Source organism: Curtobacterium sp. APC 4022 (assembly GCF_030407555.1).
GTDB lineage: Bacteria > Actinomycetota > Actinomycetes > Actinomycetales > Microbacteriaceae > Curtobacterium.
The window spans coordinates 46,810-69,757 of record NZ_JASDDD010000012.1 but is presented as its reverse complement, the minus strand read 5'-3'; the positions used below and the strand labels follow the sequence as shown (position 1 = coordinate 69,757).

Here is a 22,948-nt window from a genome sequence, read left to right as displayed (position 1 = left end):
ACCGTCCCGGCCCCGGGGTGGTCCGGACGACACTGACTGGCATGCCCCAGCGAGACGATCCCCACGATGACGACTTCCCGGCCCCACGCCTGACGTGGCGGGTGCCGGACGCCCGACGGCTGCCCACCCTCGAGCCCTACGCGGACGTCGTCGGGCGGGTCCCGCACGTGATCGTGCGCGAGACCGTCTGGGACACGTCGGACGGGGTGCTCGCCGCCGCCGGGATCGACCTGGTGCGCAGCGAGGACGGCGCCTGGACGATCGACCGCGGGGACGGCCCGGAACACCTGGCGGACCGGACGGCTGACGCCGCGGTGCCGGAACTGGCGGTGTACCTCCGTGGTCGCCCCCTGACCGTGGTGCGGCGGCGCGACACCACGACGGCCCTGCTGGTGCTGCACAGTCGGGACGGCCGTGTGCGTGCCGAGGTCGCCGACGTCCGGGTCGACGAAGGCGCTCCGGGCGAGCCGGTGCTGCGGGTCGGCCGGTGGTGGGCGCTGGCGGACGTCGGCAGCGAGCACGCACTCGTCCGCGGGGTGGAGCGGGCGATGCGGGACGCAGCCGAGGACAGCACGGACGTGGCGTGCACGGACGTGGCGTGCACGGACACGGACACGGCGAGCACGGCCGAGGGCGACGAGCGGGGCGCAGGCCTGTCCGAGCAGCCGCCGGTGTCGCTCCCCCGACGGGCGCCCGTCCGTCGACCGGCCGGAGTGCGCCGCCCGAGATCGGGCACCGCCGCTCGGTTCGTCGTCGATGCCCTGGCCACGCTCCGTGCCGACGTGGTCCGGATCGACCCGCTCGTCCGGCGCGGGGAGCCCGACGCGCTGCACGCCCTCCGCGGGTCGCTCCGCCGGATCCGGAGTGTCCTGGCCGTGTACCGCGGAGCACTCGACCGCGACGCCACCGAAGTGGTGCGACGGAGCCTCGGCCACGTCGGGCGTGCCGCCGGAGTGGCCCGCGACGCCGAGGTCCTGGTCGGGACCGTGCGGTCACTGGCCGACCGCGCACCCATCGGACTCGTCGGCGACGCCGCGTCGGCCGCGCTCCTCGCCCGCCTGGCCACGGCTCACCGCGAGGCGGCGACCGGGTTCGACGAGGTGCTGCGATCCGCCGAGTGGTTCGACGCCCTCGATGCACTCGACTCGCTCATCGCCGACGCGCCACCCGGTCCTCGGGCCGGAGACCCCGTTCGTCCCTTCGTCGAGCGTCGCCTGCACCGCGAACGACGGCGCGTGCGACGTGTGCGGGACACGGCAGCCCGCGCCGGTGACCTCGAGGTGCTCCACGATGCCCGCAAGGCCGCGCGACGGCTCCGGTACGGCGTCGAGGCGGTGGGCGGGTCCGTCGCCGGCCACCAGCACCTCGGTCGACTCCGGAAGGTGCAATCGGCCCTGGGCGACGGACTGGACGCCGCGCACGCCGTCACGGCCCTGCAGCTGGGCACGGACTTCACCGCCGGGGTCCTGGCGACGGTCGGCCGTCAGCGGGCCGACCGTCGGTTCAGGCGCGGGCGTGAGTTGCTCGCCCGCCTCTGATCAGGACGCGCACTTCGTGGTCGAGAACTCGTTCGAGCCGACCACGTCGTTGTCACAGGACACCGTGTTGCCGAGGACCGGACGGAAGGCGAAGGCCACACCGTCGCTGTTGCCGAGGTCCACGGTGTTGCCGGAGAACGTGTTGTCCGTTCCCCATCCGTCCAGTAGCTCGTGCGTCTGGAACCCGTCGAGGATCGAGTGCACACCGCGGTTCCCGGTGACGCTCCAGCCGTTCCCCTTCACGTCGACCCAGGAGTCCGCATGGTTCTGCCCCTGCATGCCCGCACCGTCGAAGGAGTTGTCCGACAGCACGCCGCCGGTGGTCCCCTCCTTGATGTCCACGTTCTCGGCCGCGGTGTCGGTGATCGTGTTCTCCGTCACGACGTTGCGGTCGCTGCGGTCCGGCTTGCAGTCGGACACGTCGCACCAGTTGTTCTTCGACGAGCCGATGTAGATGCCCTCGCCGAACTTCGGCTTGCGGAGTCCGGTCTCCGACACGTGGTTGCCCCGCACCGTGTTGTCGCTGCTGTTGGCACGGACGTGCATCGCCTCGTCGCCGATCTTCCGGACCGTCAGCCCCTGCAGGACGGAGTGCTGGGTGTCGTCGAGCATCACGCCCTTCTGCCCGTTCTGCACGGTGAACCCGGACAGGGTCCAGTACGCGCCGCCGTCGAGGTGCATGACGTAGCCGTCGGACGGGTCGCCGCCGTCGAGGACGGCACCGCTCCCCCCGCACAGGGCGATGGGCTGGCTGGCCGTGCCCGTGGCGGTGCCCTCGAAGGTGCCGTCGTAGGTGCCGTTCGCCAGGGCTATGACGTCCCCGGCTTTGGCGTCCTCGAGCGCGGACTTGAGCGCATCGGCGGTGCTGACCCGGATGGTCGGCGACGTGCACGCCGCGGCCGGGGCCGCCGTGGCGGTCCCACCGGAGCCGTTCGCCGTGCCGCCGCTCGTCCCGCTGCCCCCGGAGTCGGTGCTGTCGGACCCGCCGTCGTCACCGAGGGTGCCGAGTTGCGGAGTGCGGCTCGCACTCGGGGCGCGGCCGGGGTCGGTCGTCGCCGACGAGCTGGGGGCCGGTGCCGCGACGGTCTCGGGGCCGCGCACCGCTGCGCTGACACCCCAGATCCCGCCGACGATCACGGCTCCGGCGACGAGGCCGACGACCCCGGACAGGATCTGGACGCGATGTCGTTCGAAGAGGTTCGTCATCCGCGTCACCGGGCCGCCGCGGCGAGCGCCGCATCGACGTCGGTGCCGTCGGACCGTGCGGCGTGGGCTGCATGCCGGCTGCCGTCGTGGTCCGTACCGACCCGGTCGGTGCCGACTCGGTCGGTGCCCTGGTCCGTGCCGACTCGGTCCGTGCCGACCCGGTCCGCGGCGGCTTCGGCCATCGGCGACGAGATCGGCGACGCGGGGAGGCCCAGCGTGGTCGGGTCGACGACACCACGGGTGAACGAGGACAGCGGTGCGAGCTTGGCGTACGGGTGCTCGCGGGCCTCGCCCCGGCGGCCGCGGATGACACCACCGATGGCGGCGACCACGACGATGAGCAGCAGGATCAGCCACAGCACGGTGAGCGGCTGGAAGATCCCGCGCAGCGTCACGAGCAGCGGCTTGGTGGAGTGCCACCCGGTCGTGGTGTTGCCGTGCTGAACCGCGTCGTCGGACCGTGCCAGGTCGATGGCGCTCGGTCCGCGGCCGGACACCGAGTTGTCGGTCACGGTCGTGCCCTTCGAGGCACCGACCACGGTCACGCCGTGGGTCCGTGCGCCGGAGATCTCGTTGCCGTCCACGTCGGCGTCGGACGCCCGGCTGTAGATCCCGATGTCGGCGCCCGCGATCGTGTTGTCGCTGACCTCCGACGACCGCACCCCGTCGAGCACCGAGATGCCGTTCTGGGTCGAGCCCTTGATGACGTTGTTGCGCACGGTGGTCTTCACGGCGTCCTGACCGACGACGATGCCCATCCGGTTGCCGTCCATCGTGGAGCCGCTGACCTTGACGTTCTCGCCACCGAGCACCTCGACACCGTACCGCCCGTTGTCGGACGCGGTGCTGTCGGTCAGGGAGTTGTTGCCGTAGTCGCCGGTCGGCATGCCGACGGCGTTCGGACCGTCGGCGAGCGCCCCGCCGTTCAACGTGATGCCGTTGCGGCCGTTGCGGTTCGCCGTGACCTGGCTGAGCACGATGCCCGTGGAGGCGCGGGTCATCTTGATGCCGTCCACGCCGTTGTCGTGCGAATCGACGGACGACAGCGTGCTGTTCGTCACGTACCGGTGGAGCACGAGTCCGTCGATGAGCGAGTTCTCGATGGTGGAGTCCGACATCACGACGCCGTCCGCGCTCGTGAGGAACAGGCCGTACGCGTTGCCGTCGAACTCGGTGTGCTGGATCTTCGCCGAGACGAAGCTGTAGGACCCGGCGGCCGTGCTCTCGCCCGGGGTGGTCCCGTCGACGGCACCGGTCGGCAGCAGGGTGGTACCGAAGACGTCCTTCGTGGTGCGCAGGGTCTTCGCCGTCTGGGTGCCGGACGCGGTGTCGAGCGTGGACAGGTCGGTGCCGGTGAGCGAGACGCCGCCGGTCGTGCCACTCCAGAAGCCGAGGTCACGGAACGACGCGTAGCTCAGGGTCGCTGTCCCGCCCTGGACACGGACGTAGGCACGGCCGTCGGTGGTGTCGGTGTCGACCTTGCCGGCCTGCGGGTCCCACGAGTCGATGATGACGGGGGCCTTGGCCGACCCGGCGATCTGCAGCGCTCCGGCCTGCGTGACGATCGACACGAAGCCGCGGTCGTCGCTCTCCATGTGGATGTGCAGGCCGTCGGGGCTGGCGAGCTGCAGGGTCGCGCCGTTCTCGACGACGATGTTCTCGCTGAGCAGGTACGACCCGTCCGGCTGCTTCACGAACGTCGAGGGCGCGAGCTGCTTGAGGTCGTTGACGGTGTACGCCGAGCCTCGGGCGACGAGCACCAGGGTGTACGAGCTCCCCGTGGCGAGTCGGTAGGGCTTGGTGGTCACGAGGCCGCTCCACCGGGCTGCCGATGCGAGCGCGCGCACGTTGTAGATGCGTTCGTTCTCGGCGGCGACGAGCTTCGCCTCCTTGTTCGGGCTGCCCGGGTAGGCCTTGCCCGTGACGACGGAGGACTCCGCCGCGGTCGAGGTGGACCCGGAGGTCGCAGCCTGCGCTGCGGTGGGCAGCGTCAGGGCACCGACGCCAGCGAGCGTCAGGACGAGCGCGGACGCGGTCGCGATGCGACGGCGACGACGGGTGGACGTGGTGGGGGTCAGGTCGGTGCTCATGCTGCTGCCACCTCTCCGCTCTGGAGGCCCGCTGCCGGCTGCGACGCCCGCTGCGTCCCCGACGTGGTCGCGGTCGCGGCCTCGGTCGGCTGGGAAGCGGTGGCCGGGGCCGCCGAGACAGGTGCCGCCGCGGTGGATGCCGGCGTCGCGATCGAGGGGGTCTCTGGTGATCCCGCCGCGGACATGGCCATCTCGGGCGCACCCGCAGAGGACATGGCCGTCGCGGGTGCTCCCACCGCGGACATGACCATCTCGGGCGCTCCCGCCATGGCGAAGGCCGGAGCCGGGATCGGTGCCGGCGTCGGGGCCGGTGGGGTCTGGACCGGTGTGGTCTGGACCGCCGGGCGCGATGCGGGACCGTCGAGGGTCGCCGCGGTCTGTCCGTCGCCACCCATCTGGTCCGCGTGCCGGGTCAGCCACCCCTGCTTGTTCATCGTGATGAACGAGAACACCTTGATCGGCAGGGCGATGACGATCACCACGATCGCCAGGATCGGCAGGACGAAGAGGTCGAGCGGGTGACGGCGCAGGTTGGAGAACCCACGGACGGCACGACCGGCGAGCAACCAGGCGATGGTGAACGCCGCACCGACGATGCTGAGTTCCAGGCGGCTGAACAGCAGGTACCACATGGTGATGCCCATGGTGACGGGGGTCAGGATGATCTGCAGGACGGTGATCTTCGTGACGAAGGGCACGCGCCAGATCCAGCCCTTGGCGATGGCCGTCAGGTAGGTGCGGTACGAGTTGCGGCTCCAGCGGATGCGCTGCTTGAAGAACGCCTTGCCGGTGGCCGGGAACATCGAGAGGGCCTTGGCGCTCTCCTGGTGCACGGTCTTGAAGCCCGAGGCGAGCACGAGCCAGGTGAGACGACCGTCGTCACCGGCGACGCAGCGGCGGCCGAGGAAGAACTCGTTCTCGAGGTTGTCCAGCACGGGCAGGACGGCCGAGCGACGGTACGCGGCGGTGCGTCCGGACAGGCACGGCACCGCACCGGCGGCACCCATGGCGGGCACGTAGTTGAAGTAGCGCAGGTTGACGAGCCAGTCGGCGATGATCCGCCAGATGCTCGAGTTCCGCTGGTAGACGTTCTGCTGCGTCCCGACACCGCCGACGGTGGTGTCGACGAAGGGCATCTGCACGTTCTCGAGCAGTCCCGGCTCCCAGCTGGTGTCGGAGTCCACCAGGACCACGACGTCGTACCGGGCGAGCCGGATGCCCTGGCCGAGGGCGCTGCGCTTGCCGACGTGGTGGAACAGGATCGGCTTCACGGTCGGGTCGCCCACGGCGACGATGCGCTGGTACGCCTCGGTGTCGGCGATGTCGAGCACGATGATGATCTCGTCGGGGTTCTGCGAGCGCCAGGTGTCGAGGCAACGGAGCAGGATGTCGGGGTCCTCGTGGTAGCTCGGCACGACGACGGAGGTCGTGGTGCGGAAGCCGTTGACCACCGGCTTCGCCCGCGCCGACAGCACGACGCGGTAGAGCCACAGGGCCCACACGATCACACCGGCGATGCCGACGGGCACGTACTTGAGGGCTTCGTGGCCGAAGGCGACGAGCTGGTCGATGACGACCTGGGTCGATGTCTGGGATGCGGCGAGCGCGGCCAGGGTGTCCATGGGTTCGGGTCCTTCGGACTGGCAGGGTGGATGATCCGGGGCGCTCGGTGGGTGGCCGGGCGCGGACGGTCGGCGAGTGGGTGGCTCGCACGACGGTCGGTACGGCGTCGTGCTGAGGACGCTAGGCGGAGCGCCGACCACGCGACAAGGGGCTGCGGGGCACTCTTGCGCGTTCGCGCAAGCCGCTGCGGGAGTGCGGCACTCGCGCTTTCCGGACCTGTGTGGTCTGCGGGTCGCGGAGGGCCGCACACGCTCGGAACGGCCGCCTCCAGTCCCTGTACAACGATGTACCGCGTCCGCCAGCATGGGGTCATGAACGCGCACCTCGGCAACGACGCCGCTCCCGTCCTCCCGCTCGCCAGTCGTCAGGACGGCGAGTACCCGCGTCCGCAGATGATGCGCTCCCGCTGGGCGGACCTCGACGGCACCTGGTCCTTCCGCAACACCGGCGACGATCCCGCGTGGCGGAACGGGTTCCCGGACGCTCGCGACATCCGGGTGCCGTTCCCGCCGGAGTCCGTCGCCTCGGGCATCGACGAGCCGGGCTTCCACCCGGTGGTCTGGTACTCGCGGCAGATCACGGCGGCGGACCTGACCGCAGCCGGGTTCGGGGCGGACGCGCCTCGCGTGCTGGCGCACTTCGGCGCGGTCGACCACCGGGCGCGGGTCTGGATCGACGGGCAGTTCATCGGCGAGCACGAGGGCGGCCACACCCCCTTCACCCTCGACGTGACCGAGGCGCTCGCCGGCGGCCCGAACACCGGCACCGGGACCGGGACCGGCAACTCCGGCGCCGACACCGGCGGCACCGGCAGCGGCACCGGCACCGGCACCGGCAGCACCGACAGCACCGACAGCACCGACACCGGCAGCACGACGTCCCACACCCTCGTGGTCCGCGCCGAGGACGACCCGCACGACCTCACCCAGCCCCGCGGCAAGCAGGACTGGCACGAGCAGGCGCACGACATCTGGTACCGCCGCACCACCGGGATCTGGCAGACCGTCTGGCTCGAGGCCGTCCCGACGACCGCGATCCGCGCACTGCGCTGGACGAACGTCGACCACGAGACGATGCGCCTGACCGTCCGGCTGACGGGCGAGCGCCCGGCCGGCACACGCCTCCGCGTCGAGGCGACCTGGACCGAGCACGACGAGCACCTCGCCACGGTCGAGACCACCGTCAGCCCGACCGCGCACGAGTGCGAGCTGGTCGTGCCGATCGCCCGCCAGGCGAACGGTCAGGCGGAGCAGGAGCTGCAGTGGAGCCCGGACACACCACGCCTGGTGGACGCGGTCGTCACCCTGGTGACACCGACCGGGGCTGCCGCCGACGCCGTCAGCTCCTACTTCGGCGTCCGCACCACGCGGATCGGCGGTGGCCGGTTCTTGCTCAACGACCGCAGCATCGACGTGCGGAGCGTGCTCAACCAGGGCTACTGGCCGGACTCGCACCTGACCGCGCCGACGCGACAGGCCCTCCGCCGCGAGGTCGAGCTCATCAAGGAGCTCGGGTTCAACGCCGCCCGGAACCACCAGAAGATCGAGGACCCGCGCTTCCTGTACTGGGCGGACCGACTGGGCCTGATGGTCTGGGGCGAGGCCCCCGGCGCCTACGCGTTCTCGCCCACCGCGGTGCAGCGGCTGATGCGCGAGTGGATGGACGCCGTGGAACGGGATGCCTCACACCCCTCGATCGTGACCTGGGTGCCGGCGAACGAGAGCTGGGGCGTGCAGCACATCGCCACCGACCCGGCGCAGCAGGCGTACGCCCGGGCGCTGGCGGACGTCACCCGGGCACTCGACGCGACCCGGCCGGTGATCTCCAACGACGGCTGGGAGCACCCGGACTCGGACATCCTCTCGGTGCACGACTACGAGGGCGACGGCGACCGGCTGGCGCGGACCTACGCCGACGACGCGGCGCGGACCCGTCTGCTCGCGGGCCTCGGGCCGGCAGACCGCCTCATCCTGGTGGGCGGTGCGGTAGACCGTGGGCAGCCCGTCATGCTGACCGAGTTCGGCGGCGTGAACCACCAACACGGAGCCCACCGCGACGACGCGTGGGGGTACACGACGGCCGCCGACGGCGACGACTGGATCGCCCGCGTCACCGCGCTGTACGACGCGGTCCGCGCGAGTTCGTTCCTGGCCGGCAGCTGCTGGACCCAGCTCACGGACACGATGCAGGAGACGAACGGGCTCCTCAACGCCGACCGGACCCCGAAGGAGCCGATCGAGCGGATTCGCCGGGCGGTCCTCGGACACTGACCGACCCCGGACCGGACCGGACCGGAGGACCGGACCGGACCAGACCCCGGCACCGGCACCGGCACCGGCACCGGCACCGGCACCGGACCAGGAACCGGCGACCGACCCGGACACGACGACGGACGGGAGGCCCGTGACCAGCTGGTCACGGGCCTCCCGTCCGTCATCGCGACAGCCCGGCCGGCCGCCGCCGTGCGGTGATCGGGCTACTGCGCCAGGAAGCGCAGGACCGCCTCGTTCCACTCGTCACGGTGCGACGCGAGGACGCCGTGCGGCCCACCCTCGATGACGTGGACCTGCGCGTTCGGGATCGCCTCGGCGGTCCGCTTGCCGGAGACCTCGAACGGGACGATCCCGTCGGCGTCGCCGTGGATGACGAGCGTCGGGACGTCCACCTTCGTCAGGTCGTCGCGGAAGTCCGTCGTGGCGAACGCGACGGTGCAGTCGAGCGTGCCCTTCGGCGACGCGAGCTCCGCGATCGCCAGGTCGTAGGCCCGCTGGTCGTCGCTGACGAGCGGCTTGTGCGTCAACGACACCGTGCCGCCGGCCGTGTAGAACTTGTCGACGAACTCGTGCAGGAACGCCGGACGGTCGCCGGTGATGCCGTTCGCGAACCAGTCCGCCAGGCCCTGGTCGACGCCGCCGTCCGGGTTCTCGTCCGACTTCCACAGGTACGGCGGGACCGCGCTGGCGAAGACGAGCTTCGCGACCTTGCCGGTGCCGTAGGTGGAGACGTAGCGGGCGAGTTCGCCGCCGCCCATCGAGAACCCGATGAGGGTGACGTCGGTCAGCCCGAGCTCGGTGATCAGCTTGTCGAGATCCGCGGCGAACGTGTCGTAGTCGTAGCCGCCCCACGGCTGCGACGACTGGCCGAAGCCGCGACGGTCGTAGGCGATGACCCGGTGGCCGGCCGCGACGAGCGCGGGGACCTGGCCCTCCCACGACCGACCGGACAGCGGCCACCCGTGGATAAGGACGACCGGGGCACCGGTGCCGAAGTCGTCGTAGTGCAGGTCGATGTCGTGCCCGTTCTCGGCTCCGACGGTGATGAACGGCATGGTGCCTCCGAGTGGTTGGTGTCCAGGGGTCGACCGCGATGCAACGCCCTGCCGCTGGACGCGGCCTGGCCGTCGTGCGGCGAGTGGACACCACCGGGTCTGGGAGGATCGTGCGCGTGACGGACCTGCTGGAGACGACCCGGGCCTCCGCGCCGACCCGCCTCCATCGGACGGTGACGGCCGTCCTGGAGGCACGCTCCAGCAGGTGGACCACTCCCCTGCTGCTGTGGTTGGCCTCCCGCGTGGTCAGCACGCTGCTGCTCGGCACCGTCTACCTGCTGGCGACCGCGAACGGCTGGCACTTCGCCTCGTACCGGCGCGATCCGTCGTTCGCGACGTTCTCCGGGTCGTGGGACGCGTCCTTCTACCGGACCATCGCCGAACACGGGTACCCCCACGATCTGCCGACCGACGGCTCCGGCCACGTGGTGCCGAACCCGTGGGCGTTCCTGCCGGTGTTCCCCGGGGTGGTGCGTGCGGTCATGTCCGTGACCGGTGCCTCGTTCTGGGTGGCCGGGGTCCTGGTCGCGACGGTCTGCGGTGCCGGTGCCTGCGTCGTGCTGTTCCGGCTCGTGCTGGCGGTCGCCGACGCCCGACGTGCACGGTGGGCGACGGCCCTCTTCGCGTTCGGCGCGACCGGGTACCTGCTGCAGGTCGCCTACGCCGAGAGCATGTTCCTGCTGCTGCTGTTCGGGGCACTGCTCGCCCTGGTGCGGCGGCGGTACTGGCTGGTGGCGGTGCTCGGCGTCGTCGCGGCGTTCACCCGGCCGGGGGTGCTGGCGCTGGCTGTGGCGCTCGCGGTGCACCTGGTCGTGCGCTGGGTCGCGGACCGGCGGGGCTCTGCAGCGCAGGGCGCGGCCCGAGCGGTCGCCGGACCCGTTGTCGGTCCGCCCGCTGTCGGCGCGCCCCTTGTCGGTGCGCCCGCTGTCGACGCGCCCGCTGTCGGCGGACGCGATCCGTTCCCGTGGCGGGAGCGCGTGGCGGTCGTCGTCGCCGGGCTGGTGGTGGCCGCGGCCGGACTCGCCTGGCCGGTCGTGGCGTCGGCGGTCACCGGGCGTCCGGGGGCGTACCTCGACACGGAGCTGTCCTGGTGGGTCGGGTTCGTTGGCCGGGTCGACTTCACCCCGCTGACGCCGTGGTTCCTGATGGCCGGACGGTGGCTGGGGCCGGCGGGACTCGTCCTCGTGGTGGTGGTGCTCGCGGGCACGGCGTGGTTCCTCGGGCGACGGGACGTCCGGGCGCTCGGGCCGGAGGTGCTCGGCTTCGTCATCGCCTACGTCGCGTACCTGGTGGCGGTGTTCCTGCCGCAGCAGAGCCTTCCGCGGCTGCTCATGCCGGCCGCGCCGCTGCTCGGGTCGGACGTGTTCCTGGCGACGCGGCGCCGGGCCGTCGGGTGGCTCGTCACGGGTGTGTGCCTGCAGGCCGTCGCGGTCGTGCTGCTCTGGTTCCTCGGGTTCCCCTGACGCGCCCCGCATCGGGGGACCCCGGCGCTCGCGTCGGGTGACCCTCGCGTCCCTCGTCGGGCGACCCCGGCGCTCCGTGTCGGGTGACCCCGGGCGGGCTACGCGTCGAACGTGTGGAACCAGGCGGTGCCGCCCGGGTGCTGCACGGTGATCATCTCGTCGAGGTCCCGGTACGGCCCGTCCTGGTTGTGGCTCGCCGACTTGATGCGGATCGTGCCGTCGGACTCGGTGAACACCTCGGACACGATGGTCGTGTGGTCCGGCGAGCCGTTCGCGTTCCAGTCGAACATGACGATGTCGCCGACCTTGACGTGCTGTCGCTCGTCGGAGGTCCGCCGCGTCAAGCCGAACGTCGACGCGTTCTGGTCGAGCCACGGGTCCATCGCCGGGCAGTAGGTCCAGGTGGCGGAGTGCTCCGCGCCACCGGCCCGGTTGTACCAGTCGCTGCGCTGCTGCCACCCGCGGGCCTGCAGCGTCTGGTTCACGTAGTTGGCGCAGTCCCCGCCGATCGGGTTCATGGTGCCGTACTCGGCGGTGTTGTAGTCCGACCAGTGCCGCATGGCGTACTGCAGCTGCCGGTCGACGTCGGTCTTCGCGGCGTAGGCCACCGTCGTGGTCGCGACCGCGGAGCTCGCATCCGGCACGGCAGCCGTCGTCGGGGTGGGCGTCGCCGTCGTGGAGTCCTGGGTCGCACCGACCTGGCCGTCGTTGGCCGCGCTGCCGTTGCCGTCCGAGGTCTGGTTCGCCGAGGGCACCGGACGGACCGCGGTCGTGAACAGTGCGACGTCCGCCGATCCCGCCGTGTACATCGCCTGGTGCGGGGCCGTGAAGGTGACCGTCGTGGCGGTGGCCGACACGTCGCGCGCGGCGACACCGCCGACCGTGACGCCCGCCACCGAGGCCAGCCCGGTGCCAGTGACCGTCACGGTGACACCGCCGGCGAGCGGGACCTCCGCAGGCCGCACGGACGTGGCGGTCGGCTTCGCGGCAGCCTCCTTCGTCGGACTGGAGGCGCCCCCCGAGCCCGCAGCGCCGGAACCGCGAGCCGCCGAGGACGACCCGGCACCCGGTCCGTCCGACGAGCAGGCAGCGGCGACGAAGCCGACACCGGTGATGCCGGCGAGGGACAGGAGGGTGCGGCGCGTGATCGGGGCAGTCATGACGTGTCCCAGGCTATGCGAAGGTGTCGGAGATCTGCCGACCGACTCGGCAGCCCCACCCGGGCGCCCCAGGTCAGGCGTCGGGCGACGGCTGCGTCGCGGTGATGTTGACGAGCCAGGTCACGCCGAACCGGTCTGTCACCATGCCGAACTCGTCACCCCACGGCGCCTGGGTCAACGGCTCGAGCACGGTCCCGCCGTCGGAGAGCGCCGCGAAGTAGCCGCGGAGGTCGTCAGCGTCGTCACCGTCACCCGAGAGCGACATCGAGATGTTGTTCGTCTCGGACCGGCTCATCGACGACGGGGTGTCCGACGCCATGAGGGCGTAGCCCCGGGTCGTCTCGAGCTGGCCGTGCATGACCTTGTCGGCGTCCGCCGGGTCCTGCACGGCACCCATCTCGGCGAACGTGCCGATGCGGAGGTCCCCGCCGAACACCGAGTGGTAGAACTCCAGCGCCTGCCGGGCGTCGTTGCGGAAGCCGAGGTACGGGTTCAGTCGTGAGGTCATGATGGGCTCCTTCGTCCGGGGCTCATCGTGCCAGCCGTGCCGAACACCGGCAAGGACCGACCGCGGAACGCACGCACGGAAGACCACAGCCCTGGAACACGACCGGCTCGCAACACGACCGACCCGGAACACGACAGGCTCGGAACCGATGGTCCCGAGCCTGTCGTCCTACTTGGTGGAGCTAAGGGGATTCGAACCCCTGACCTTCTCATTGCGAACGAGACGCGCTACCAACTGCGCCATAGCCCCAAGTGCTCGACCACGATAGCACCGCGGTGCAGCGATCCGAAATCGGGCCGCGGCGGTCGGGCGTGCCGCTGCCGGTCAGACGGCGCGACGTCGACGCATGATCGCGTCCAGGTCGGTCTGCCCGTACGCGTCATCGCCGATCACACCCATCCCGGCCCAGCGGCTCGGCGCGGACGGGGCCTCGGGCTCGGGTGCGGACCCAGCCGCCTTCGGGCCAGCCGACGCCTCCGGTCCGGCCGCCGGCGCCGCCCGCAGGCCGAGCCGCTCCGCCAGCCGTCCCTGGTCGTGCGACGACAATGCCGCCGCGGCCTCCTCGACGTCGGCACGCATCCGCGACACCCGAGCCAGCGACGGGTCGGACTCACCGGCCCGGATCGCAGCGGCTTCGGCCTCGGCCTCGGCCTTCGCCTTCGCGACCCGCTCCCGCAGCCGCGCGGCGAGCACGGCCGACGACTCCGGCGACGGCTCGGGCGCTGCGGGGGTCTGCACGTACAGCGGCTTCGGGACGGCACCGGGCGTCCAGGTGCGTTCGGCCGGCGCGGCCTCGGGCTGCTCGGTCGACAGGGGTGGCGCGGGGTCGGTCCAGGTGCTGGCCGGACGGGAGGCGCGGCGCTGCTCCGGCGCACCGGCTGCGGCCCGACGGCGCCGTGCGGTCGCCACCTGGTGCAGTTGCGCGAGCACCGCGGCGGACCCCGCGGCGGCGACGAGTCCGGCGACGGCGAGGATCCAGGCCCCGGGCGCTGTGACCAGGACGACGAGCGCCGTGACGAGCCCGAGCGTGCCGAGGATCGTGGCGCCGAGGCGGGAGCGACGCATCCGCATCGCGGTCAGTGCGGGCACGGAGGACACCTGCTCGAGGACGGGGGCCTGGGCGGCCAGACGACGGGTGATCTCGCGCTGCCGTGCGGCCTCGTGGGCGCGGACGATGGCGGCACGCTTAGCCTCTTCGGACCGGGCGACGCGCTGGGCCTCGGCGAGGGACTTCGCGTTCATCTCGACGCGCACCTCGTCCGGCAGCTCGGCGGTCTGCGCCAGGATGCGGAGGGTCTGCTGCAGTCGGATGGCGTTCCGCTCGGTCGCCAGGTACTCGCGTCTCGCTGCCCACGCGGGCATCAGGTACACGACCCAGAGCACTGCCGCCACGAGCAGCACGACGCCGCCGCCCCAGGTCCCGAATCCCATGGGGCAACGGTAGGGGGAGCGCACCGCCGGGACGCCCATTGCCGGGAGCGTGTCGAGCGAGTCGTGACGGATCCGTCGGACGGAGGGCGGGCCTCCCGACCGACAGCTATGTCAGGAGGACCGGCGGCTGCGGACCGGCTCAGCCATGCGGCGAGACGGGGAGCGGCACGGCCGCTTCGTCCCAGGCGTCCTCGGGCACGCGCCCGGTGCCGAGCGGGACCTGTCCGCGGACCCAGCGGTCGAGGACGCCGTCCCGCACCTCTTCGCCGACGAGACCGAAACAGAAGTGGTCACGCCAGTCACCGTTGATGTGGATGTACCGGCGACGGAGACCCTCGTACCGGAAGCCGAGCTTCTCGACGACGCGGAGGCTCGGCGCGTTCTCCGGACGGATGCAGATCTCGAGACGGTGGATGCCGACGACGCGGAAGCAGTGGTCCGCTGCCAGGGCGACCGCGGTCGGGGTCACGTTGTGGCCGGCCGCGTCCTGCACGACCCAGTACCCGATCGACGCGCTGGCGAGCGAGCCGTACGTGATCCCGGACACGTTGAGCTGGCCGACGAAACGACCGTCCAGTTCCATCGCGAACGGGAGGCCCAACCCGGCCCGGGCGTTCGCCTGCAGTGCGCGGATGCTCCCGCGGACGTCCGAGGACGCCATGCCGGAGGGGTTCGTCGCCTCCCAGGTGCGGAGCCAGGAGCGGTTGCCGGCGAGCGCGAGGTCGAGGTCGCGGGAGTCACGGACCCGGAGGGGGCGGATGGTGACCCGCCCGTGGGTGAGGGTCGGGATCGTCGTCATCGCTTCTGGTTCCTCCGGGGTCCCGATCTCGTCGGGACGGGTGTCCCGCACGGGCCCGGGTGCACCGGACCCGTGCGGGATGGGTCGACTCATTCGCCCGCGTTGAACTCCTTGAGCCAGGACTTGAGGTCCGGCCCGAGGTCCGCACGGTCCGAGGCGAGCTGCACGATCGCCTTGATGTAGTCGAGTTTGTCACCGGTGTCGTAGCGGCGTCCACGGAACACGACGCCGTACACGCCCCCTGTCCATTCCTCGGCGCTCGCCATCTTCATGAGCGCGTCGGTCAGCTGGATCTCGCCGCCCTTGCCGGGCTCCTGCTTCTCGAGGACGTCGAAGACCTCGGGGCGGATCACGTAGCGGCCGATGATGGCCAGGTTCGAGGGGGCTTCACCCTGCGCCGGCTTCTCGACCAGGCCGGTGATCTTCACGACGTCGTCGGTGTCGGTCGGCTCGACCGTCGCGATGCCGTAGAGGTGGGTCTGCGACTCCGGGACCTCGAGGAGGGCGACGATCGTGGCGTTCTTCTCGCCCTGGACCTCGATCATGCGCTTCAGCAGCGGGTCGCGGGCGTCGATGATGTCGTCGCCGAGGAGCACGGCGAACGGCTCGCGGCCGACGTGCATCTTCGCGCGGAGCACCGCGTGGCCGAGGCCGAGCGGGTCGCCCTGCCGGACGTAGTGCATGTCCGCGAGGTCGGTCGACTGGTTGACCTTCTGCAGCTTCTCGTGGTCGCCCTTCTTCCGGAGGGTCTCCTCGAGCTCGGACACGTGGTCGAAGTGGTTCTCGAGCGCGTTCTTGTTGCGCCCGGTGATCATGAGGACGTCGGTGAGACCCGCGTCCACGGCCTCTTCCACGACGTACTGGATGGCCGGCTTGTCGACGACGGGGAGCATCTCCTTCGGCATCGCCTTGGTCGCGGGGAGGAAGCGCGTGCCCAGCCCTGCAGCGGGGATCACGGCCTTCGAAATCTGGAAGCCCATGCAGCGACCGTATCCGATCCCCTATTCCGAGGCATGTCAACGGATAGGGGGACACCGAGATCGGCGGGAAGCCGCATCACCCGTGATCGCTACACTCGTCGCCATGACCGCCGATCTCGGGAACGAGAAGCGTGCCCTGCGAGCCGACCTCCGGCAGCGGCGGCGCAGCCGGACCTCGACCGAACGCGACACCGACTCCCTGTCGCTCACCGCGACCCTGCAGCGGTTCGTCGAGGAGCGGCAGATCGCCTCGGTCGCCGTCTACCTCTCGGCGCCCGACGAACCCGACGTCCGGCCGTTCCTCAACTGGGCGTTCGAGCAGGGCATCCGTGTGCTCCTGCCCGTCACCCGCGAGGACGGGCTGCTCGACTGGGCGGTCGGCGACGGCACCTCCGAGCGCGAAGGGCTGTTCGGCATGCCCGAGGTCGTCGGCGAGGTCCTCTCCCCCCTCGCGATCAACGACGTCGACGCGATCCTCACCCCGGCCGCCGCGGTCGGCCACGACGGCGTCCGGATGGGCTGGGGCCGGGGCTACTACGACAAGACGCTCGGGTCCATGGCGAAGCGCCCGCCCGTCTATGCTGTGGTGTTCGATGCGGAGTACCTCGACGAGGTCCCGCGCGAAGCCCACGACGAACCCGTGGACGGCATCATCACGCCGTCGCGCATCATCACGTTCCGGAGCTGACGTGCCCACCTACTCGTACCGCTGCACCGAGTGCGACAACGCGTTCGACATCAAGCAGTCGTTCTCCGACGCCACCCTGACCGAGTGCCCGGTCTGCGGCGGGGTCCTGCGCAAGGTCTTCTCGCCGGTCGGCGTGACCTTCAACGGGGGCGGCTTCTACCGGACGGACTCGCGGCCGGCGCCGAAGAGCGAGGGCGGGGGCAGCTCGGGGTCGAGCTCGTCCGGGTCATCGGCGTCCGGGTCCTCCGGGTCCGGGTCGTCCGGGTCGGGTTCGTCCGGCTCCGGGTCGTCCGCGAGCAAGCCGAGCACCTCGAGCGCAGGATCGTCGACCTCGGGATCCTGACCGACTCCGCGCCCGCTGGATAGGTTGGAGCGGGTCACCACACGGTGGCCGTCCACGACAGAAGGGGGGCTCACGTGAAGGGCTTCAAGGAGTTCCTGCTCCGCGGCAACGTCATCGACCTGGCCGTCGCGGTCGTCATCGGTGCGGCGTTCACCGCCATCGTCACGAAGATCGTGAACTCGCTCATCAACCCGCTCATCGGTGCGGTGTTCAACGCGTCGAGCCTCGACAAGGCGTTGATCTGGAAGATCCCGACCGTCTCCGGCGGCAGCGCGGACATCCTGTTCGGCGCGATCATCGGCGCCGTCCTGAACTTCGTCATCGTCGCCGCGGTCGTGTACTTCGCCCTCGTGGTGCCGGTGAACCACCTGAAGAAGGTCGCGTTCGACCGGGTGAAGAAGAACGAGGAGCAGACGCCGCAGGACGTCCCGCCGACCGACGTCGAGGTGCTGCTCGAGATCCGCGACCTGCTCCGTCGACAGGGTGGTGACGAGGCGTCCGTGCCGACCGGCGGTGGCGCCCACGTCGCACCGTCGACCGCTCCCGAGGGTCCCGGCATCGCCGGCTCGACCAAGCTGTAGGGCGCAGCCGCCCCCGCCGAACGGTCACGACACCCCGTCGGCCCGACGCCGAGCGGTCACGACACCCCGTTCCGCCGGAAGGTGAACGGGGTGTCGTGACCAGTCGAGGGTGCCACGCGGGCGTGGCGGGCGTCAGCCGGGCCTCCCGTGGGTCGCACGTCAGGCCGGAGCGGCCCCTACCGAGCGGTCACGACACCCCGCTGGCATAGCGCCGAGCGGTCGCGACACCCCGTCGAGCCAGAAGGTGAACGGGGTGTCGTGACCGCTCGGCGGAGGGACGCGGGCGCGCCGGGGCGCCGCGCGCGGCGGAGGCACCTACGCCGGGGCGCGCTGCGTCCGGTGCTTCCGGGACATCTCCGCCGCGTACTGCAGCCCGGCCAGGACGTGCCCGACTGTGCCGAGCCAGACGAACACGAGCGCCACGTTCCGGATCCAGTGGTGGTCCACCGCGACCGAGGTGGACGAGAACAGCAGCACCGGCAGCCCGACGAACAGCAGCGCCGACCGGATCTTGCCGGTCCACGTCACGCGGAGGCCCGGGTTGCCGCGGAACCACGCACTCGACAGGGCGAGCAGCGCCAGGTCGACCGTGACCACGATGACGACGACGATCCACGGCAGCAACCCGACGAGCACGAGGGACAGCACGATCGCGACGATCGCCAGCCGGTCGGCGATCGGGTCGAGGGCCTTGCCGAGCTCGGACTCCTGGTGCAGGCGGCGGGCCAGGAACCCGTCCGCCCAGTCGCTGACGCCGAGGACGACCAGCGAGGTCAGTGCCCATCCGGGGTGGCCGGCGACGACGAGCGCCACGTAGACCGGGATGAGGACGAACCGCACCATCGTGATGAGGTTCGGCCACGTCTGCCAGTCGGGCCGGGTCCGCCGGGAGGGCTCCGTCATCACACGCTTCCGTTCGGGGTTCAGGACCCCCAGCGTACCGGTCAGCCCCAGTGCGGCGGCCGGTCGCGGAGGAGCCGGTCGTCGTTCTCCCCCGTCCCGTGCCGCGGGGGCTCGGGTGACGGGGTCGGGTCGCTGCCGGGGACGGGCCTGGTGGTGACGCGACGGCCGGACCGGACGACACCGACGGACGGCGCGGGCGACGTGTCCGCGACCCCCTGCGGGACGGGAGGCTCGGCTGCGGTCGGCTGCGCGCCTCCCGTCCGTGGGGTGGTCGCCTCGGGCGTCCACGAACCGGTGAGCTGCTCCGTGGTCGACGTGACCGGGCCGGCCGGGCGCGCAGCCCGACGGGAGGGCCGAGCGGTCACGAGCGGCAGGAACCGACGGTCACGAGCGGGAGGGCGATGCTCATCGGCGTGCGGGCACCGGGGGGATCGAGATCTCCTGGGTGGCGCCGCGGTCGACGCCGAGCACCTGCGCGACCGTGTTCGCGACCCGGTCCGGGTCGGAGAACAGCTGGAACGCGTGCACGCGGACGTAGTGCCAACCGAGACGGCGGAGCACCTCGGGTCGGAGGCGCAGCGACTCGCGCAGCGACCCCTTCACCAGCGACGCGTCGGTCTCGATCGTGACGCAGACCCCGCCGTGCGCGGCGACCAGGCCGAGCTTGCCGCGGTGGCCGAGCGCGACCGGGATGCCGCGCATCTCGAGCCGGCGGGCCAGGTCGACGAGCAGCGGGTCGGAGTCGTCCGGCACGTACTCGGCGGTGGTGCGGGCGCGGACCTCGGCCAGGATCTCGGCGAGGGCGACGGTGCCGTGGCCCATCCGCTCGGCCTCGATGTCGGACGGCTGGAAGCACGTCACGATGACCATCGACCGGCGGGCACGGGTCATGGCGACGGCGAGCAGGCGCTCCCCGCCGGGCTTGCCGAGCGGGCCGAAGTCGCGGAGGACGCGGCCATGCGGGGTCCGGCCGTAGCCGATCGAGAACACGACGCGGTCACGGCTCTGCGCGACGGACTGCTCGAGCGTGGCGACGATGAACGGCTCGGGACGGTCGCCGATGACGAACTCGGTGAGGTCCTTGTGCCCCTGCGCTGCCGCGAGGACGGCCTGCTCGACCCGGACGGCGTGCTTCGCCGAGGCCGTGATGACCATGAGCGACTCGGTCGGCCGGGTGCGGGCGTGCTCGATGACGTGACGGACGACACGGTCCACCTCGGCGTCGACGCTCTCGACGGCACCGGACTCCGGGTCCGGGACGGCCTTGCCCTCGCTGACGTAGTCGAGCGCGATCGACCCGTGGCCGAGGAACGAGCCGGCCCAGGGCAGCGACTCGATCCGGCCGCCGTAGAAGCGACGGTTGACGAGCTCCGCCAGGTCCTCGCCGCCGGCCCGGTACGAGCGGGTGAGCGACAGGGTCGGCAGCAGCGTGGACAGCTTCGCCAGGGCGGAGTCCGCGTGCAGGGCGTCGAGGGTCTGTTCGTCGACCTGCAGGGCGCGGTGCTCCGGGTCGACGGCGATGCGGAACGGCGACGGCGTCTGCGTGACCGGGTCGCCGAAGACGACGGTCTGGCGGGCACGACGGACGGCTCCGACGGTCTCGGCGATGGTGACGGCTCCGGCGTCGACGAGGATCACCGTGTCGAACGGCATCGTGTCCGCGATCTGCGCGACCTCGTACGGCGAGGCGAGCCAGACCGGGGCGATCGCACGGGACAGGTGCGGTGCCGAGTCGTGCAGCAGGCGGGAGGTGATCGCGCCGTCGCGGAGCTGGCTCTTCAGCGCGGCGGACTCCTCCGGCCAGTCGACGAGCCCGACCTTCCAGTTCTCGGCGAGCTGCCACGCGAGGCCCTGGGACACCCCGGCCGCGTGCGCGTCGTCGACGAGTCGGAAGTCGGCCTCGACCCGGTCGAGCATGTCGGTGTTCGCGCCGAGCAGTGCCCGGTCGGACTCCAGCATGGTCTCGAGCGCGGACTGCCACCAGGCGAGTTCGAGCTCGGCGGGCACCTGCACGTCGGGGACGTGCCGGTTCGCCAGGTCGGTGAGGAGCGGCTCGAGCTGCAGGTCGCGGAGCGTCTGCATCAGCTCGGTGCGCTCCTGCAGGTTGTGCAGGACGTCGGACTCGGCGGCGAGCTCGGCGATCGTCGGTACGAGGCGCTCGATCGGCAGGTTCGCGAGCTGCTGGTCGCGGCTGGCGCGGCCGAGCGGCTCGTCGAGACGCGCGAGGTCCTCGACGACGTTCGAGAACAGCACCTGGACGTCGGCGATGCCGGTGGGGACCTCGGGGTTCACGCCGGCCGCGACGTAGCGCTGCCAGAGGACCCGCTGCTGCTGGACGCGGGTGAGCGCCTCGTGCAGGTCGGAGACGTGGACGCCCGGTCGGACGTACTCACGAGCGAGCTTCTTCAGCCGGCGTCGGTTCGTGCTCGACATCGGCGCACCCTCGCCCCGGGGTGCGGTGGCGGCGACGAGCTCGGACACCGACCGGTCGAAGACGATCGGCAGGAAGCGGTCGAGGGTGTCGCGGATCTCGGTGAGCAGACGCAGGTAGATGCCGAGCTCGTTGATCGTCGTGAACTGCCGCATGTGCGTCGACGCGACCAGGTCGTGCGCACGCTGCAGGAGGGCCGGCAACGATCCGCCGTCGAGCTCCCGCGCCGTCGCGTGGGCGCGCTGGGCACCGTCGCTCGAGTTGAACTTCGCGCCGTACCAGGGCGAGTCGTCCGGGCCGTAGCGGAACTCGCCGAGGTTCGCGGCGCTGACCATGGTCTCGGCGACGCGGGCGCGGCCGGACACCATCGACACGACGGACTGCTTGGACAACCGGGCCGTGGTGGAGGGGGCGACCGGCAGCAGGGACAGCCGCGACAGCTCGACCAGGCAGTCGAGCACGCTGACGCCGAAGTCCGGGTCGGTGCGGGTCAGGGCGCCGCGGTAGTCGGTGAGGACCTTGCGGAGCCGGACCAGGGCGTCGTCGACCTCGCGGAGGTTCGGGCGACTGGCCTTCTCATTGCGGGCGATGGCCCGGACGACGTCCCGGCGCAGGGTGCCCGGCGTGACGGCGACGCCCGGCAGGTGCACCTCGCCGAAGCGGGCCGCGATGCCGCGGAGGGTCGCACGACGCGGGCTGACCACGAGCACGCGCTTGTTCGCCGCGACCAGTCCGCCCAGGGCGTTCACGATCGTCTGGGTGCCGCCGGTGCCGGGCAGGGTCTTCACGACGATGGAGTTGCCGGCCGTGATCTGTGCGATCACGTTCTCCTGCTCGTCGTCGGCGTCGAGCAGGAGTGTGTCCGTCTCCGGGCTGCGCTCGTCCGAGGGGGTCTGCTCGACCGGGTGGTACGACTGCTCGACCTGCCACTTGGCGCTGGGGTTGCCGGCGAGGGCGTCGAGCACGGGGTGTGCCAGGTCGTCGGTGTCCTCGACGAGCCCGGTCGCGACCTCGGCGAACGTCGACACGACCAGTCGGGCGTGGACGGAGAAGCCGGGGATGTGCGCGGTGAGGCCACGGAGGCGGTCGATCACGGGGTTCGGCGTGAACGAGCCGTCCTGCTGCGCGAGGGCGACGAACGACTGCGCGTCGAGTGTCACCCCGAACTGCTCGCGGAGGGCGTCGGACAGGCCCGGGTTCAGGACGGGTTCGCCGAGCAGGCGTACCTCGAAGTCCCGACCGTGACGGCGGATCGCCAGCGGGCGGAGCAGGACGGGCCCGCGGAAGTGGTCGTCGCCGTGCTGCCAGTCGGCGATGCCGATGCCGAGCTTCACGGCGTCGATGCCCCGGACCGTCGCGAGCTCGGTGCCCTTCGCCTCGACGTGCCCGGCGGCGACGCGGGCCGCCCGGAGCGCCACCTCGTCGCGGATCAGGCTGGAGAGCAGGGTCGTCTTGCCGGTGATGAACTGGGCGAGGCCGCCCGGGTGCGTCGTCGACAGCTCGATGCGGCCGCGCGGGTGGTCGGCGAAGTGCACGAGCGGGCTGGTGCCCCCGACGCCGGCGAGCTGCTCGCGCCAGGCGTCCCACGCGGGCTCGGCGGCGTTGCCCGCGGTGAGACGCGGGTCGCCGAGGCTGATCGCGTGCGGGCTGGTGACCTGGAGTTCGGGGCGCAGCGCGGACCGTTCGTCGGGCAGGTCCGTGCCCTCCGTCGCATCGCCGTCGACCGAGGCGTCGTCGTTCGTCACGTCGTCCTCATCGCCGGTCGTCCTGTCCACTCGCCACACACGCCCACTGTAGGCGGAAGCGTCGTGGCACTCCGGCAATGAGCGCGCGGTTCCGGGTTTTCGCCCGGTCACCCCGCCCGCCACACCGCGGC

At 71.7% G+C, this 22,948-nt stretch carries 17 protein-coding genes and 1 tRNA gene; 6 read left to right on the top strand and 12 right to left on the bottom strand.

The window, feature by feature from the left end; genetic code table 11:
- Window positions 1-41: 41 nt before the first annotated feature.
- Window positions 42-1,538, top strand: a complete 1,497-nt coding sequence (locus QL987_RS06055; RefSeq protein WP_290156758.1) for a CHAD domain-containing protein — start codon at window positions 42-44, stop codon at window positions 1,536-1,538.
- Here the strand turns inward: QL987_RS06055 and QL987_RS06050 are convergent, their stop codons facing one another.
- The 3 genes from QL987_RS06050 to QL987_RS06040 are packed head-to-tail and all read right to left on the bottom strand — an operon-like array spanning window position 1,539 to window position 6,456.
- On the bottom strand, window positions 1,539-2,744 hold the full coding sequence (locus QL987_RS06050) for a right-handed parallel beta-helix repeat-containing protein (RefSeq protein ID WP_290156757.1): 1,206 nt from the start codon (window positions 2,742-2,744) through the stop codon (window positions 1,539-1,541).
- A gap of 5 nt (window positions 2,745-2,749) precedes the next feature.
- Window positions 2,750-4,834, bottom strand: coding sequence for a right-handed parallel beta-helix repeat-containing protein (locus QL987_RS06045; RefSeq protein WP_290156756.1), 2,085 nt, complete (start codon window positions 4,832-4,834; stop codon window positions 2,750-2,752).
- A complete protein-coding gene (locus tag QL987_RS06040; protein ID WP_290156755.1) occupies window positions 4,831-6,456 on the bottom strand; it encodes a glycosyltransferase in 1,626 nt (541 codons plus the stop codon). The genes QL987_RS06045 and QL987_RS06040 overlap by 4 nt, the downstream gene beginning before the upstream one ends.
- A gap of 312 nt (window positions 6,457-6,768) precedes the next feature.
- On the opposite strand from QL987_RS06040, the gene QL987_RS06035 reads away from it, so the two are divergent.
- Window positions 6,769-8,727: a glycoside hydrolase family 2 TIM barrel-domain containing protein gene (locus QL987_RS06035; RefSeq protein ID WP_290156754.1), complete on the top strand. Its 1,959-nt coding sequence runs from the start codon at window positions 6,769-6,771 to the stop codon at window positions 8,725-8,727.
- A gap of 206 nt (window positions 8,728-8,933) precedes the next feature.
- Here the strand turns inward: QL987_RS06035 and QL987_RS06030 are convergent, their stop codons facing one another.
- Window positions 8,934-9,785, bottom strand: coding sequence for an alpha/beta hydrolase (locus QL987_RS06030; protein WP_290156753.1), 852 nt, complete (start codon window positions 9,783-9,785; stop codon window positions 8,934-8,936).
- A gap of 116 nt (window positions 9,786-9,901) precedes the next feature.
- Here QL987_RS06030 and QL987_RS06025 point away from each other — a divergent pair, with 116 nt between their 5' ends.
- Window positions 9,902-11,248, top strand: a complete 1,347-nt coding sequence (locus tag QL987_RS06025) for a hypothetical protein (RefSeq protein ID WP_290156751.1) — start codon at window positions 9,902-9,904, stop codon at window positions 11,246-11,248.
- A 98-nt stretch (window positions 11,249-11,346) separates the two neighbouring features.
- Here the strand turns inward: QL987_RS06025 and QL987_RS06020 are convergent, their stop codons facing one another.
- The 6 genes from QL987_RS06020 to galU form a co-directional block, all read right to left on the bottom strand.
- Window positions 11,347-12,408, bottom strand: a complete 1,062-nt coding sequence (locus QL987_RS06020; protein ID WP_290156750.1) for an amidase domain-containing protein — start codon at window positions 12,406-12,408, stop codon at window positions 11,347-11,349.
- 73 nt (window positions 12,409-12,481) lie between these two features.
- The gene (locus tag QL987_RS06015) at window positions 12,482-12,916 is read right to left on the bottom strand and encodes a VOC family protein (RefSeq protein ID WP_290156749.1); all 435 of its coding nucleotides are present in this window, start codon (window positions 12,914-12,916) and stop codon (window positions 12,482-12,484) included.
- A 173-nt stretch (window positions 12,917-13,089) separates the two neighbouring features.
- Window positions 13,090-13,165, bottom strand: a tRNA-Ala gene (locus QL987_RS06010).
- 75 nt (window positions 13,166-13,240) lie between these two features.
- Entirely contained in the window at window positions 13,241-14,347 is a 1,107-nt protein-coding gene (locus QL987_RS06005) for a hypothetical protein (RefSeq protein ID WP_290156748.1), read from the bottom strand.
- Window positions 14,348-14,486: 139 nt separating this feature from the next.
- Window positions 14,487-15,146, bottom strand: a complete 660-nt coding sequence (locus QL987_RS06000; RefSeq protein WP_111074169.1) for a GNAT family protein — start codon at window positions 15,144-15,146, stop codon at window positions 14,487-14,489.
- Window positions 15,147-15,235: 89 nt separating this feature from the next.
- Window positions 15,236-16,126 carry a UTP--glucose-1-phosphate uridylyltransferase GalU gene (galU, locus tag QL987_RS05995; protein ID WP_111073746.1) on the bottom strand — a complete coding sequence of 297 codons (891 nt, stop codon included), beginning with the start codon at window positions 16,124-16,126 and terminating at the stop codon, window positions 15,236-15,238.
- A gap of 103 nt (window positions 16,127-16,229) precedes the next feature.
- On the opposite strand from galU, the gene QL987_RS05990 reads away from it, so the two are divergent.
- The 3 genes from QL987_RS05990 to mscL all read left to right on the top strand — a co-directional run bounded on the left by QL987_RS05990 (window position 16,230) and on the right by mscL (window position 17,738).
- Complete coding sequence (locus QL987_RS05990) at window positions 16,230-16,814, top strand: 5-formyltetrahydrofolate cyclo-ligase (RefSeq protein WP_111073747.1); 585 nt, start codon at window positions 16,230-16,232, stop codon at window positions 16,812-16,814.
- 1 nt (window position 16,815) lies between these two features.
- Window positions 16,816-17,157 (top strand): FmdB family zinc ribbon protein, encoded by a 342-nt coding sequence (locus QL987_RS05985; RefSeq protein WP_221850488.1) that lies wholly within the window; start codon window positions 16,816-16,818, stop codon window positions 17,155-17,157.
- A 74-nt stretch (window positions 17,158-17,231) separates the two neighbouring features.
- Window positions 17,232-17,738: a large conductance mechanosensitive channel protein MscL gene (gene mscL / locus QL987_RS05980; RefSeq protein ID WP_290156746.1), complete on the top strand. Its 507-nt coding sequence runs from the start codon at window positions 17,232-17,234 to the stop codon at window positions 17,736-17,738.
- Window positions 17,739-18,053: 315 nt separating this feature from the next.
- Here mscL and QL987_RS05975 read toward each other — a convergent pair whose 3' ends face one another.
- Window positions 18,054-18,641: a CDP-alcohol phosphatidyltransferase family protein gene (locus QL987_RS05975; protein WP_111073750.1), complete on the bottom strand. Its 588-nt coding sequence runs from the start codon at window positions 18,639-18,641 to the stop codon at window positions 18,054-18,056.
- Window positions 18,642-19,046: 405 nt separating this feature from the next.
- The gene (locus QL987_RS05970) at window positions 19,047-22,745 is read right to left on the bottom strand and encodes an AAA family ATPase (protein ID WP_258376648.1); all 3,699 of its coding nucleotides are present in this window, start codon (window positions 22,743-22,745) and stop codon (window positions 19,047-19,049) included.
- Between the last annotated feature and the right edge of the window lie 203 nt (window positions 22,746-22,948).

Coding starts and splice junctions, on each gene's coding strand:
- QL987_RS06055 (WP_290156758.1), top strand. CDS start 42: ATGCCCCAGCGAGACGATCCCCACGATGACGACTTCCCGGCCCCACGC.
- QL987_RS06050 (WP_290156757.1), bottom strand. CDS start 2,744: ATGACGAACCTCTTCGAACGACATCGCGTCCAGATCCTGTCCGGGGTC.
- QL987_RS06045 (WP_290156756.1), bottom strand. CDS start 4,834: ATGAGCACCGACCTGACCCCCACCACGTCCACCCGTCGTCGCCGTCGC.
- QL987_RS06040 (WP_290156755.1), bottom strand. CDS start 6,456: ATGGACACCCTGGCCGCGCTCGCCGCATCCCAGACATCGACCCAGGTC.
- QL987_RS06035 (WP_290156754.1), top strand. CDS start 6,769: ATGAACGCGCACCTCGGCAACGACGCCGCTCCCGTCCTCCCGCTCGCC.
- QL987_RS06030 (WP_290156753.1), bottom strand. CDS start 9,785: ATGCCGTTCATCACCGTCGGAGCCGAGAACGGGCACGACATCGACCTG.
- QL987_RS06020 (WP_290156750.1), bottom strand. CDS start 12,408: ATGACTGCCCCGATCACGCGCCGCACCCTCCTGTCCCTCGCCGGCATC.
- QL987_RS06015 (WP_290156749.1), bottom strand. CDS start 12,916: ATGACCTCACGACTGAACCCGTACCTCGGCTTCCGCAACGACGCCCGG.
- QL987_RS06005 (WP_290156748.1), bottom strand. CDS start 14,347: ATGGGATTCGGGACCTGGGGCGGCGGCGTCGTGCTGCTCGTGGCGGCA.
- QL987_RS06000 (WP_111074169.1), bottom strand. CDS start 15,146: ATGACGACGATCCCGACCCTCACCCACGGGCGGGTCACCATCCGCCCC.
- galU (WP_111073746.1), bottom strand. CDS start 16,126: ATGGGCTTCCAGATTTCGAAGGCCGTGATCCCCGCTGCAGGGCTGGGC.
- QL987_RS05990 (WP_111073747.1), top strand. CDS start 16,230: ATGACCGCCGATCTCGGGAACGAGAAGCGTGCCCTGCGAGCCGACCTC.
- QL987_RS05975 (WP_111073750.1), bottom strand. CDS start 18,641: ATGACGGAGCCCTCCCGGCGGACCCGGCCCGACTGGCAGACGTGGCCG.